The organism is Campylobacter sp. CNRCH_2016_0050h (genome assembly GCF_025772605.1).
GTDB lineage: Bacteria > Campylobacterota > Campylobacteria > Campylobacterales > Campylobacteraceae > Campylobacter_D > Campylobacter_D lari_D.
On the sequence record NZ_JAKMSK010000015.1, the window covers coordinates 19,087 to 33,522 of the forward strand.

Annotated in this window: 11 protein-coding genes and 5 tRNA genes; 1 reads left to right on the forward strand and 15 read right to left on the reverse strand. The window is 32.6% G+C overall.

Annotated elements, in window-relative coordinates; genetic code table 11:
• Position 1: 1 nt before the first annotated feature.
• From rpoC to L8X28_RS07460, 15 genes are all read right to left on the reverse strand, one after another.
• Positions 2–4,555 carry a DNA-directed RNA polymerase subunit beta' gene (gene rpoC / locus L8X28_RS07390; RefSeq protein ID WP_263665952.1) on the reverse strand — a complete coding sequence of 1,518 codons (4,554 nt, stop codon included), beginning with the start codon at positions 4,553–4,555 and terminating at the stop codon, positions 2–4.
• Positions 4,548–8,681, reverse strand: a complete 4,134-nt coding sequence (rpoB, locus tag L8X28_RS07395) for a DNA-directed RNA polymerase subunit beta (protein WP_263665954.1) — start codon at positions 8,679–8,681, stop codon at positions 4,548–4,550. Before rpoB ends, rpoC begins: the two co-directional genes overlap by 8 nt.
• Before the next feature lie 95 nt (positions 8,682–8,776).
• On the reverse strand, positions 8,777–9,154 hold the full coding sequence (rplL, locus tag L8X28_RS07400) for a 50S ribosomal protein L7/L12 (protein ID WP_012661184.1): 378 nt from the start codon (positions 9,152–9,154) through the stop codon (positions 8,777–8,779).
• Positions 9,155–9,174: 20 nt separating this feature from the next.
• A complete protein-coding gene (gene rplJ / locus L8X28_RS07405; protein WP_133319935.1) occupies positions 9,175–9,654 on the reverse strand; it encodes a 50S ribosomal protein L10 in 480 nt (159 codons plus the stop codon).
• Between the two features lie 155 nt (positions 9,655–9,809).
• Positions 9,810–10,511 carry a 50S ribosomal protein L1 gene (rplA, locus tag L8X28_RS07410; RefSeq protein WP_039617747.1) on the reverse strand — a complete coding sequence of 234 codons (702 nt, stop codon included), beginning with the start codon at positions 10,509–10,511 and terminating at the stop codon, positions 9,810–9,812.
• Between the two features lie 64 nt (positions 10,512–10,575).
• Positions 10,576–11,001, reverse strand: a complete 426-nt coding sequence (gene rplK / locus L8X28_RS07415) for a 50S ribosomal protein L11 (protein ID WP_012661181.1) — start codon at positions 10,999–11,001, stop codon at positions 10,576–10,578.
• 27 nt (positions 11,002–11,028) lie between these two features.
• Positions 11,029–11,562: a transcription termination/antitermination protein NusG gene (gene nusG, locus L8X28_RS07420; RefSeq protein WP_087684660.1), complete on the reverse strand. Its 534-nt coding sequence runs from the start codon at positions 11,560–11,562 to the stop codon at positions 11,029–11,031.
• A gap of 1 nt (position 11,563) precedes the next feature.
• On the reverse strand, positions 11,564–11,746 hold the full coding sequence (gene secE / locus L8X28_RS07425; protein ID WP_039617745.1) for a preprotein translocase subunit SecE: 183 nt from the start codon (positions 11,744–11,746) through the stop codon (positions 11,564–11,566).
• A 16-nt stretch (positions 11,747–11,762) separates the two neighbouring features.
• Positions 11,763–11,838, reverse strand: a tRNA-Trp gene (locus L8X28_RS07430).
• A 21-nt stretch (positions 11,839–11,859) separates the two neighbouring features.
• Positions 11,860–12,018, reverse strand: a complete 159-nt coding sequence (gene rpmG / locus L8X28_RS07435) for a 50S ribosomal protein L33 (protein ID WP_039617743.1) — start codon at positions 12,016–12,018, stop codon at positions 11,860–11,862.
• Between the two features lie 39 nt (positions 12,019–12,057).
• Positions 12,058–13,257: an elongation factor Tu gene (tuf, locus tag L8X28_RS07440; RefSeq protein ID WP_039617742.1), complete on the reverse strand. Its 1,200-nt coding sequence runs from the start codon at positions 13,255–13,257 to the stop codon at positions 12,058–12,060.
• Between the two features lie 65 nt (positions 13,258–13,322).
• Positions 13,323–13,397 (reverse strand) — tRNA-Thr (locus L8X28_RS07445).
• A gap of 104 nt (positions 13,398–13,501) precedes the next feature.
• Positions 13,502–13,578, reverse strand: a tRNA-Gly gene (locus L8X28_RS07450).
• A gap of 7 nt (positions 13,579–13,585) precedes the next feature.
• Positions 13,586–13,671, reverse strand: a tRNA-Tyr gene (locus L8X28_RS07455).
• A 46-nt stretch (positions 13,672–13,717) separates the two neighbouring features.
• Positions 13,718–13,793 (reverse strand) — tRNA-Thr (locus L8X28_RS07460).
• Positions 13,794–13,884: 91 nt separating this feature from the next.
• Here L8X28_RS07460 and yaaA point away from each other — a divergent pair.
• The coding region (gene yaaA / locus L8X28_RS07465) for a YaaA family protein (RefSeq protein ID WP_263665955.1) at positions 13,885–14,436 on the forward strand (552 nt) is incomplete at its 3' end.

Genomic DNA, 14,436 nt, shown 5'->3' on the forward strand with positions numbered 1-14,436 from the left:
TTTATTCTTTTTCTTTTAATTTAAGTTTTTGCTCTTGATATAATCCTGTTCCAACAGGAATCATACGACCTAAGATTACATTTTCTTTCAGATCTTCAAGATAATCAAATTTACCTGCAATACTTGCTTCTGTTAAAACTTTCGTTGTTTCTTGGAAAGAAGCAGCTGAAATCACGCTATCACTTCCAATAGCCGCTCTTGTTACCCCAAGTAACACAGGTTCAGCCACAGCAGGCTCACCACCATATCTTAAAATTCTTTCATTTTCTTCTCTGAATTTTCTTCTTGAAACTAAATCACCCACGATGAAGTTAGTATGACCACTATCTACAATTTTAACTTGTCTTAGCATTTGTGATACGATGATTTCAATATGCTTATCAGAAATCACAACACCTTGACCGCGATAAACTTGCTGAATTTCAGAAATAAGATAATAATGTAATGCTTTTTCACCTAAAATTCTAAGTACATCATGGCTTGAAATAACTCCATCGGTTAATTTTTCACCCGCATGGATAAACTCGCCATCTCTTACTTGAATACGTTTTGATTTATCTATCAAATACTCTGCACTACTTCCATCTTCTGCTTGAATAATGATTCTTTCTTTTGATCTTAAAGGCTTATCAAATCTAACAACTCCATCAATTTCAGCTACAACGGCAGTGTTTTTTGGCTTTCTTGCTTCAAATAATTCAGATACTCTTGGAAGACCCCCGGTAATATCTTTTGATTTAGCTGCTGCCTTTGGTGTTTTAGCTAAAATATCAGCTTGCTTCACCTTATCACCATCATTTACATAAATAACAGTTTTTGGCTCTAATTGATAACGCACTACTTTGTCATTTTCACCTATGATTAACAACGCTGGACGCACTCCACTTGGTAAATACTCATTAATAACAAGCGATCTTTTACCTGTTGCTTCATCAATTTGTTCATCAGCACTATAGCCTGATTCAATATCTTCAAAATTTATAGTACCTGCAACCTCTGCAATTACGGTGTTATTATATGCATCCCATTCAGCAATGATAGTTTTATCTTCTTTGCTTGATTTTGCTATGATAGCTTTAGGATTATCCACAAAAGCACTATCATCAAATTCAATCACGGATTCTCTTGGTATATAATGTCTTTTTGCTTCTCTATCATTTTCATCAGCAATAACAACAAAAACACCTTTTTCTTTAACTACATCACCTTTTTTAAGATTTTTAATCCTATCTAAACCATCACCTTTGAGCATGTAAAATTTTAATGTGCCTTTTGCACCTGCTATAATATCTTGAGTGATAGGATCACCATCTTTTACTAGCAATTCACTAGCATAAGGAATACGATTTGGTATATTCCAACCTTCTTTGATCACTTCAACAATACTTTCATTTTCAGCTACTTCAACACCATCGCTATATGGAATATATAACTTACCTTCGATATTACCACTTACACCAGCAAGCTCATTAGCTTTTGCTAAATCATATTTTCTTAATATAAATTTAGCTTCATTGTTTTTTGCTTTAACGCTAACCACTACATCTTCATACGCATGTTCAATATGGATAGTTCCTTTAAATGGAGCTTTGATTTTTGGCTCAACAAGTAAAATAGCAGCATTGCGATGATTTGCAACGATAGTTTTACCTTGTCTATCTTCATAAGTGTTAAGATTATAAAATCTTACAAAACCTTCTTTGTGTGCTACCACTTGACGATCTTGCAAATCTGTACTAGCAGTACCACCACTATGGAAAGTTCTTAGTGTAAGCTGAGTTCCTGGTTCACCGATTGATTGAGCAGATATAATACCTACAGCTTCACCTGGCTTAACTAATTTGCCCTCACCTAGGTTAATACCATAACATTTAGAACAAACTCCTTTTTTAGCTTTACAAGTAATAGGAGTTCTAATACTTACACTCTTTACACCACTTTCAACAATTACTCTAGCTTTTTCTTCATCTATTAAAGTACCTTCTGAAAATAAAATTTCATTAGTAATAGAATCAATAATATTTTCAGCTAAAACTCTTCCTAAAATTCTTTCCTCTAAAGTTTCAATCACAACACCATCTGCTGTGATTTCATTAATTTCAACACCCTCATGTGCACCACAATCATCTATTGTAACTTTTACATTTTGTGCCACATCGATAAGCTTTCTTGTTAAATAACCTGCATTTGCTGTTTTTAATGCTGTATCCGCAAGACCTTTTCTAGCACCATGAGTTGAAATAAAATATTCAAGAACATTAAGTCCTTCACGGAAATTTGAAATAATCGGTGTTTCAATGATTGAGCCATCAGGTTTTGCCATAAGACCTCTCATCGCAGCAAGCTGTGAAATTTGAGCTGCTGAACCTCTAGCACCAGAATCTGCCATCATATAAATAGAGTTAAATCCTTCTTTATCTTTTTTAATTAACTCCATCATGTCTTTTGACAAGATATTATTAGTGCTTTTCCAAATATCGATAATCTTATTATATCTTTCACCCGAAGTAATCAAACCTAAATTATATGAATTTTGAATTTCTCTTACTTGTTTTTTAGCTTCTTCTATGCTTTTTTGCTTTTGATCAGGCACAATAATATCAGCAATTGAAATAGAAATACCTGCTTTTGTTGCATATTCAAAACCAAGATCTTTTAGTTTATCTAAAAAGCTAGCACTTACTTCAAGGCCACCCTCTTTATAAACATAATCAACCAAAGCTGCGATATCTTTTTTCTTCATGACTTTATTCCACATATTTTCAGGAACAAAATCAGGTAAGATAGACTTAATAATCAATCTACCCGCGGTTGTTGTGATTTTTCTTCCATCAACCACACTTCTAATACTTGCATGAATATCTAAAGATTTTGCTTCTAGAGCAATCATAACCTCTTCAATACCTGTGCAAATTTTATGCTCACCTTTAGCACCATCTTTTTCTAAAGATAGATAATAAATCCCCAAAACCATATCTTGAGAAGGTACAGTTACAGAACGACCACTTGCTGGAAGCAAGATATTCATAGATGAGAGCATTAATACTTTACACTCAGCTATTGCCTCTTGAGATAAAGGCACATGCACAGCCATTTGGTCACCATCAAAGTCAGCATTAAATGCCGCACACACTAATGGATGAAGTTGAATCGCTTTACCCTCTACAAGCACAGGATGAAAAGCTTGGATGGAAAGTTTATGCAAGGTTGGAGCACGGTTAAGCATTACAGGATGACCTTTAACAACCTCTTCTAAGCACTCCCAAACCTCATTAGTTTTATTTTCTATCATTTTTTTAGCTTGTTTTACGGTAGTTGCATAACCTTTTTCTTCAAGCTTAGCTAACAAATGTGGCTTAAACAATTCTAAAGCCATTTTTTTAGGTAAACCACATTGATCCATTCTAAGTTTTGGTCCAACAACAATAACACTACGACCTGAGAAATCCACCCTTTTACCAAGTAGATTTTGTCTAAAACGACCTTGTTTACCTTTGATAATTTCACTTAAAGATTTCAATGGACGCTTATTTGCACCTTTAACTGCATTTGCTCTTCTGCCATTATCAAATAAAGCATCAACTGCTTCTTGTAGCATTCTTTTTTCGTTTCTAATGATAATTTCAGGTGCATCAAGCTCCATAAGTCTTTTTAAACGCGTATTTCTATTGATAACCCTTCTATATAAATCATTCACATCAGAAACTGCAAATTTTCCACCATCTAAAGCTACCAAAGGTCTTAAATCAGGTGGTAATACAGGTAAATTTGTGATCATCATCCACTCGGGACGATTTGGTACTACTTCATCAATATTTGTATTGCTATTTAAATTACTGTTTAAGAAATTTTCTACCACTTTTAAGCGTTTGATGATAGTTTTTTTCTTTGCTTCTGAATTAGTTGCTGCAATATCTTCTTTTAATTTATTTAAAAGCTCGACAAGATCTAAATTTGCTAGTAAATCTCTAACAACTTCACCACCCATTCTAGCTTTAAATCCACTACTTTCATAGCGTTGCATTAAATTTAAATACTGCTCTTCATTTAACACATCACAAAATTCAACTTTTTTAGTATTTTCATTATCATAGTACGCATCACCTGGATTTTCTACTATATATGCTTCATAATATAATACGCGTTCTAAGTCTTTCATCTTTACGCCGAGTAAAGTACCGATACGACTTGGTAAAGAGTTCACATACCATATATGCGCTACTGGGGTAACTAGCTCAATATGCCCCATTCTTGAACGACGCACTTTAGAACTAGTAACTTCAACACCACATTTTTCACACTTAATGCCCTTAAAACGCATTTTTTTATACTTACCACAAAGACACTCATAATCTCTTACTGGTCCAAAAATTTTAGCACAAAAAAGCCCATCTCTTTCAGGCTTTAAAGTTCTATAATTAATTGTTTCTGGTTTTTTTACTTCCCCATAAGACCATGATTTGATTTTTTCAGGACTTGCAAGTCTTAATTGAAAAGCTTCAAAGTCTCTAGGTCTGCCATCTTCTTTTATTTCGATAGGTTTAAATTTACTCATTATTCTCATCCTTATCAAAAATCTCAACATCTAAAGCAAGAGATTTTAATTCATTTGTAAGTACAAAGAATGTCTCTGGAATACCTGTTGCTGGAACATTCTCGCCTTTTGTTAAAGCTTTATAAGCACTAAATCTACCCTCAACATCATCAGATTTTATGGTTAACATTTCTCTTAGAGTATGAGCTGCTCCATAAGCTTCAAGAGCCCAAACTTCCATCTCACCAAATCTTTGCCCACCAAATAATGCTTTACCACCAACTGGTTGTTGTGTTACTAAGCTATAAGGTCCAGTGCTTCTTGCGTGAACTTTTTCATCTACCAAATGGTGTAATTTAAGCATATACATACATCCAACATGCACACGCTCTGCCATTTTTTCACCAGTTCTTCCATCATAAAGTTCGCTTTTTCCATCCATAGCTATTTTAGCCATTTCAAAAAGCTTACCAAATTCTTCAACCGTTACACCTTCAAATACAGGAGTAGCAAATTTTACCCCTTTAGCCCAATCTCTAGCATAAGAAATAAGTTGCTCATCATTTAAAGTTTGTACAAATTTCTTTTCTAACTCAAGTCTAGATACACTACAAATTTCAAGAATTTTTTCGCGTAATTCTTTTACAAAATCTTTTTGTTTTCTATCAAAAATTTCTTGAATTTGATCACCTAGTCTCATACCAACAATCCCTAAGTGACTTTCAAGAATTTGTCCTATATTCATACGACTTGGAACCCCTAGAGGATTTAAAGCTATATCAATAGGTCTTCCATCAGGTAAATAAGGCATATCAACTTCTGGAACGATATTAGATACAATACCTTTATTTCCATGGCGTCCTGCCATTTTATCCCCAACTTTTAATTTTCTCTTAGTCGCAATATATACTTTAACAAGTTTTACCACTCCACTTGGTAAAATATCATCTTTTTCTAAAATTTCTAATTTTTCATCATGCTCTGTTTTAAGCTTTTTCTTCTCGTTTTGGAAGTGATTTTTTAAATCATCATATTCTTTTTGTATTTCTTTAGAATAAGCTTTAACTAAAGAATTTAATGCAAAACGATTAATTTTTTCCAACTCGGTAATTTCTACCTTGGAACCTTTTTTATATTTAACACCATTTATTTCTTCGTCTGAATTTAAAGGTGATTTAGAAAGCAAAGAACATACTCTTAAAGTTTCTTCTCTGTCCATCATCAAAAGTCTATCGTGATGTTCTTTTTCAAGATTTAATTTTTCATCATCATAGGCTTTTACAGCACGAGCATCTTTTTCATAACCTTTTTTAGTAAATATTTTTACATCTACAACAACACCTTCCAATGAAGCAGTTGCATATAAAGATTTATTTACAACATGTCCTGCTTTTTCACCAAAAATAGCTCTTAGTAATCTTTCTTCAGGCGTAGGTTTTACCTCACCTTTAGGTGAAACTTTACCTACCAAAATCATACCGGGCTTTATATGAGTTCCTATTTTCGCAATACCACTCTCATCAAGATGTGCTAAATCTTCCTCTTTAACATTTGGAATATCTTTTGTAATCTCTTCAACGCCATCTTTAAGTTCTCTAGCCTCTACTTCTTTTTCATAAATATGAACACTAGTGAAAGTATCTTCGCGTAAAATTTTCTCACTAATTACAATAGCATCTTCATAATTATATCCATGCCATGGCATAAATGCGATCAAAGCATTTTTACCAATAGCAAGTTCTCCTTGATCCATACTTGGACCATCTGCAATAATTTGACCTGCTTGAATAAATTCGCCTTTTTTCACAATCGGGTGTTGAATAAAAGTTGTATTTTGGTTAGTTCTTAGATTTTTTTCCATTTTATAATGATCAATAAATGGTCCATTTTCATCTTCACCTAAAATGAAAATATTTTTATTATCAACTTTTTCTACAATACCTGCTCTTCTAGCTTTAATAGCTTCCCAAGCATCACGCGCAATGATTTTTTCCATACCAGTACCTACTATAGGTGCTTGTGCGGTTAGTAAAGGCACTGCTTGACGCTGCATGTTTGAACCCATCAGGGCCCTGTTTGCATCATCATGCTCCAAAAATGGAATCAAAGAAGCTGCAACCCCTACTATCATACCTGAACAAAGGTCAATCAAATGCACTTCTTCTCTTCTTGCTAAGATTGTTTCACCATCTTGTCTTGCTTCAACAAATTCTTCAACAATATTACCTTTTTCATCAATTTTAGTTGAAGCAGCTGCGATCACTAAACCTTCTTCTTGAGTAGCGGTTAAATAAACAATTTCATTGCTTACTTTTCCATTTTCTACTTTCTTATAAGGTGCTTCAACAAAACCTAGATCATTTACTTTAGCATAAGTTGAAAGCGTATTAATCAAACCGATATTTTGACCTTCTGGAGTTTCAACAGGACAAATTCTTCCATAATGCGTTGCATGGACATCACGCACTTCAAAACCCGCTCTTTCTTTTACTAAACCACCCTCGCCAAGCGCAGATAAACGACGCTTATGAGTTACCTCGCTTAATGGATTTGTTTGATCCATAAATTGAGACAATTGACCACCGGTAAAAAATTCCATAATTGTCACAGTAATTGTTTTAGGATTGATTAAATCATAAGGCATTACTTTATCAATATCTGCATTTAATGCGGTAAATTTATCTCTAATTGATTTTTGCATTTTAGCAAGACCCACATGAAGTTCATTAGCTAAAAGCTCTCCAATCGATCTAATACGACGATTACCTAAATGATCTCTATCATCAATATGGCCTCTACCATTTTTTACTTTAATTAAATATTTTGCAGTTTTTACTATATCTTCATTTGTTAAAACTGTAACATATTCAGGTGTATCTAATCCTAGTTTATGATTCATTTTCATACGACCAACTTTTGTTAGATCATATCTTTCAGGATTAAAAAATAAATCATTTACAAAAGCTTTTGCGGCATCTTTTACTACAGGCTCGCCTGGTCTCATTACTTTATAAATTCTAATAGCTGCTAAATCATTTTCATCTTCTATATTTTCAGTTTGTTTTAATAATTTTAAAGTCTCATTATCTTGAATGAAAGAATTAATAATAGCAGCATCAACTCCATTTGCTAAGTCATTTGCAATATCAAATTGTTTTTCTTCTTTAATTTTAGCTAATTTTCCCTCATCTAATAGCGTTAAAGAATCAAACAAAACCTCACCGGTTTCTTTATTAATAATAGGGTTAGCTAAATATCTATTTGTTAAAATTTCAATTGGATATTCAACCCATTTAACACCGTCTTTTATAAGTTGCTCAGCTTTTTTCTTTGTCATTCTTTTACCGGCTTGATGTACAACATTGCCTTTTTCATCTTTTAAGTCATATTCGACTCTATCTAAAAAGTCATTTGGATTAAATTCAGTTAAAAATTTATCTTTTTTAACATGAATAGTTTGTATAGGGTAAAATAATTTTATAATATCTTGCTTTTTATAACCAAGTGCTCTAAATAAAATAGTAATAGGCACTTTCCTTCTTTTATTAATACGCACATAAAGCACATCTTTTGCATCATACTCAAAATAAAGCCAAGAACCACGATCTGGTATAATTTGAGCTGTATATACTAACTTATTTGCAACAGTAGAACTTTCTTCTTCTTTAAAAATAACACCTGGACTTCTATGAAGTTGATTTACAACAACTCTTTCAACCCCATTAATTATAAAAGAAATTCTATCTGTCATTAAAGGAATTTCTCTAATATAAATTTCTTGTTCTTTGATATCTTTTATACCGATTTTTTCACCCGTTTTTTCATCTTTTTCATGTAAAGTTAAACGGATTTTCATTTTCAAATTTACAGAATAAGTTAAACCTCTTTCCATGCACTCTCTAATGGTGTATTTAGGTTTACCTACTTCACTACTTACATATTCTAAACTTAATCTATTTTGCGGATCATGGATTGGAAAGATAGATTTGAAAACTTTTTCAATTCCACTTTCTGAATTTTTTGCATCTAAATTTAAAAAATAATCAAAACTCTTTTTTTGTAATTGTAATAAATTTGGAATGTCTATTTGTTGTGGAACATTCGAGAAGTCTATTCTTAAACGATTTCCTGATTGTGAATTTAACATATTATTATACCCCATGGTAAAAGTATTGAAAGAAAGAATCCTTATTAAAGGAAAACAAGAAAGGATATAAAATCCTTTCTTTTAAAAATAAAAAATTATTTAAGTTCAACCTTAGCGCCAGCTTCTTCAAGTTGTTTTTTAGCTTCTTCAGCTTCAGCTTTACTAACACCTTCTTTAAGAACTGATGGAGTTTGCTCAACTGCATCTTTTGCTTCTTTTAATCCAAGACCAGTTAAAGCACGAACAACTTTAATTACATTAATTTTTTTATCGCCACCATCTTGTAATACAATATCAAATTCAGTTTTTTCTTCAGCAGCACCGCCAGCAGCACCCGCAACAGCAGCACCCGCAACCATAACTGGAGCAGCAGAAACACCAAATTTTTCTTCAAATTCTTTTACTAATTCTGAAAGCTCAAGAACACTTAGGTTAGAAATAAATTCTAATACATCTTCTTTAGTAATTGCCATTTTTTATCCTTTTTATAATTTTATTCAGCTTCTTTTTTTTCTTTTAATGCATTTAATCCAATTGTAAAATTGGTGATTGGTGCATTCCAAACTTGCAAAAGCATAGCAAGTAATTCATTACGAGAAGGCATTTTAGCTAAAGCTTTAACTTTATCTACAGAAGCAACTTCGCCTTCGATAAATGCAGTTTTGATCTCAAATGCTTGATTAGCTTCGCTAAATTTATCAGCAACTTTTGAAACATTTAATTGGTCTTCACCCCAAAGATAAATATTAGTATCTTTAAGTTCCATTCCATCTTTGCCGGCATTTTTAAGAGCAATACTTGCTAAAGTATTTTTAATAATTTGAACTTTAACATCCATTTCTCTCGCATTATTTCTTAACTCTTCAAGTTTTTTAGTATTTAAACCCTTATAGTTACAAACTACAACAGCCTCACTAACTTTAAAACCTTCTTCAAGTTTAGAAACAAGTTCAACTTTTTGGCTTTTAGTCATCTTTACTCCTTTCCGACCGGTGATTTCAAGCAGAGCAGAAAAATCTAATTAAGTCCTAGGACCTCGGCTATCTCCAATCTAAGATAAAAATTAGATAAAATAAAAGTTATTATCTTATCTAATTTTTATTAATGAGAGTAAAACTCTCATTAATTTTATTTTGTATCAAGTAATTCTTGAGTATCAAGAGAAAGAGAAGGACTCATAGTTAAAGAAAGACTAGCATTTTTAATATATCTTCCTTTTGCAGCAGCTGGCTTGTGTTTATTAATAGCTTTTACAAATGCTGTCATATTTTCTTTTAATTGTTCTTGAGTAAAGCTAACTTTACCTAAACCTGCATGGATATTTCCTTGCTTATCAACACGGAAGTTAACTTGACCATTTTTAGCATTATTCACAGCTTGTGCAACATCCATTGTCACAGTACCTGTCTTAGGATTTGGCATTAAACCTTTAGGTCCTAAAATACGACCTACTTTACCAACTAAACCCATCAAATTTGGAGTAGCAATTAAAACATCAAAATTCATATTTCCTTTTTGAATTTCTTCTACTAAATCATCACTACCAACTATATCAGCACCTGCATTTTTTGCCTCATCAGCTTTTGCATCTTTTGCTATAACAGCAACACGCACTTTTTTACCTGTACCACAAGGTAAAACTACACTACCTCTTACCATCTGATCTGCATGTCTTGGATCAACATTTAATTTTAAAGCAATTTCAACTGTTTCATCAAATTTAGCAGATGCAAGAGTTTTAACTGTGCTTATTGCTTCATCCATTAAGTAATTTTTATTTGAATCTATTTTTTTTAATAATTCTGTAAATCTTTTAGTATTTTTTGACATTAATTTTTCTCCGCATTTTATATAAAGTGCTACCGCCTTTTTAAACTCTTGGCGGTAAAGAGTATTAATCTACGATTTCAACACCCATAGAACGAGCAGAACCCATAATAATCTTAGCAGCTTGCTCTCTATCTTTTGTGTTCATATCAGCTATTTTTTTATCAACAATTTCTAAAACTTGTGCTTTGGTTAACTTACCTACTTTATTTTTTAAAGGATTATCCGCACCTTTAGAAATACCTGCAGCTTTTTTGATTAAATCAGTAGCTGGTGGTTGTTTTGTGATAAATGTAAAGCTTTTATCTGCATAAACAGTAATAACAACTGGAATATTAAAGCCAGCCATATCTTTTGTTCTTTCATTAAATGCCTTACAAAATTCCATAATATTAACACCTTGTTGACCCAAAGCAGGACCAACTGGAGGTGATGGATTAGCCTTAGTAGCAGCTATTTGTAATTTTATTTCTCCTACGACTTTTTTAGCCATAACCTTACTCCTTTACTTGCTATATTATCAAACTATTTTTTCAACTTGAGAGTATAAGATCTCTACTGGAGTTGATCTGCCAAATATTGAAACATTTAGTTTTAAAACCCCTCTAACCATATCATATTCTTCTACAATACCAACAAAGTTTGCAAAAGGACCTTCGGTTATTCTTACACTTTCTTCTTTATCAAATGAAATTTTAGGTTTAGGTGCTGCTTTATTTTTCACCTTTTCTAAAATAAGATTGATATCTTTTTCACTTAATGGGGTTGGTTTTTTACTTTCCCCTATAAAACGACCAACTTTTGGCAAAGATTGAATTTTATGCCAAAGTTCTGTTGATAAGTCAATATTGGCAAATACATAGCCTGAATACAAACTTCTTTCGCTTATTTTTTCTTTACCATTTTTAAATTCAATCACATCTTCAGTTGGAACAATTACTTCTAGCAATTGCTCTTGAATTCCATGATCTCTAACTAAATTTTCTATGGCTCTTTTTACAGCCATTTCACTACCTGCATAAGTTTGAATTGCATACCATTTATGATTCATTATTTTATCCTATAATCTTAGATAATGAAAATGACATAATCAAGTCAACCAATGCTAAAAATAATGAAACAACAGTAACAACTACAAAAACAGTAATATAAGCATTTCTAACTTGCTCTTTCAAAGGCCAAATAACTTTTGATAATTCAGCTTTTGACAATTTAAAATAAGTTATTAGTTTTTCCATATTTAACCTTATTTTGTGGCAGGGCAAGAGGGATTCGAACCCCCAACCATCGGATTTGGAATCCGGCGCTCTACCGTTAGAGCTATTGCCCTAAGGGCTTTTATATAAAAGCCTTAACTTTTTAATTTAACTTCTTTATGAACTGTATGTTTTTTTAATCTTGGGCAATATTTTTTTAATTCTAATTTTTCAGTTGTATTTTTACTATTTTTAAAAGTACTGTAATTAATATCACCGCACTCTTCACATTTCAAGCCAACTTTAATTCTCATTTTTATTCCTTAAGAAGCGAGATAAAATCTCGCTTATGATTATTTAATAATTTTAGATACAACACCTGAACCAACAGTACGGCCACCTTCACGGATAGCAAAACGAGTACCTTCTTCAAGTGCAACTGGTGCAATAAGGCTTACAGTAATTCTAACATTTTCACCTGGCATAACCATTTCAACGCCTTCTGCAAGTTGGATAGAACCAGTAACATCCGTTGTTCTTACATAGAACTGTGGTCTATAGTTATTAAAGAATGGAGTATGACGACCACCTTCATCTTTATTTAAAATATAAACTTCTGCTTCAAAGTCAGTATGTGGAGTAATTGATTTTGGCTTAGCAAGAACCATACCACGAAGAACATCTTCTTTTTTAGTACCACGTAGAAGAACACCTACATTATCACCTGCTTCACCTTGATCCATTTCTTTTCTAAACATTTCAACACCAGTTACTGTAGTGCTTTGTGTTTCTCTAATACCAACTATTTCAATAGTATCACCAACTTTAACAACACCTTTTTCAATTCTACCAGTAACAACTGTACCACGACCTGAAATTGAGAATACGTCTTCGATTGGCATTAAGAAATCTTTATCTGTATCACGAGCTGGAGTTGGAATATACTCATCAACTGCTGCCATAAGATCTAAGATTTTTTTAGACCATTCACCATCTTGTCCGGCTTTTGCTTCTTCAAGAGCTTGTAAAGCAGAACCTGAAATAATTGGAGTATCATCTCCTGGGAAGTCATAAGAACTTAATAGTTCTCTAATTTCCATTTCAACTAATTCTAATAATTCAGCATCATCAACCATATCAGCTTTATTCATGAAAACAACGATATATGGTACACCTACTTGGCGAGAAAGTAAGATGTGCTCTCTAGTTTGTGGCATTGGACCATCTGCAGCAGAAACAACAAGAATAGCACCGTCCATTTGAGCAGCACCAGTAATCATATTTTTAACATAGTCAGCGTGACCTGGGCAGTCTACGTGAGCATAGTGACGATTTTCTGTTTCATACTCAATGTGAGAAGTTGCAATAGTAATACCACGCTCTTTTTCTTCAGGAGCATTGTCGATATTATCATAATCTTTAAGCTCAGCCAAACCTCTTCTTGAAAGAACAGCAGAGATAGCAGCTGTTAAAGTAGTTTTACCGTGGTCAACATGACCAATAGTACCAATATTTACGTGAGGCTTATTACGTGAAAATTTTTCTTTAGCCATCTTTTTCCTCCATATAAAATTTACAAACAAATACTAATTTATGTTTTATAATCTTTTGAAATCAATGGAGCTCATAGCGGGACTTGAACCCGCGACCTCTCCCTTACCAAGGGAGTGCTCTACCTCTGAGCCATACGAGCGCTCAGAAAAATTAAAAACATAAATTATAAAATTTTGGAAATTGAAACTGCTAGAAATTCTTAATTTAAAAACAGCTCCCAGTTTCACTCTACCAAAATTAGGTTGGAGCGGGAAACGGGACTCGAACCCGCGACCCTCAGCTTGGAAGGCTGATGCTCTAGCCAACTGAGCTACTCCCGCAAAGCAATGGTGGTGAGTCGTGGATTCGAACCACGGAAGGCGAAAGCCAGCAGATTTACAGTCTGCCCTCGTTGGCCACTTGAGTAACTCACCATGATAAAAATGCTTTTTATTTCTGGTCAAACACTGCCATCAACAATGGAGCTGGTTAAGGGACTTGAACCCCCGACCTGCTGCTTACAAGGCAGCTGCTCTACCAACTGAGCTAAACCAGCAAAAAATAAAGTTGAATTATAATGTAATTTTAAATTAATGTCAAGTGTTTTAAATAATTTTATATAATTTTTAAAAAATAAAGGATTGATTATGAAAATTTTATTTTCACCTAGCGAAAGCAAAAATAAAATAAATACGCAAGATTATATAAATAAAAACTCTTTTGTTTTTAGTAATTTATATAGTAAAAGACTTGAGGTACTTACAAAATATAAAAATCATATAAATCAATGCAATGAAGTTGAACTTGAAAAATTTTTTGGTATAAAAGATGCAAGTGAAATAGAAGAATTAACTCATGATATTTTAACAAAAGAAACAAACAAAGCTATTCAAAGATATAATGGAGTTGCTTTTGATCATTTAGACTATGAAAATTTAAGCGAGAATTCAAGAAAATACATAGATGAGAATGTTTTGATATTTTCTAATCTTTTTGGTCCTATTTTAGCAAAAGATTTAATACCTTATTACAAATTAAAACAAGGAGAGAAAATTAAAGAATTTAATATAGAAAAATATTACAAAGATAGTTTCTCTGATGAACTCGATAAATTTTTAGAAAATGAATTAGTCATTGATCTTAGAGCTAAATTTTATGAAAAATTTTATACTATTAAAAAGCCTTTTTTAACTTTTACC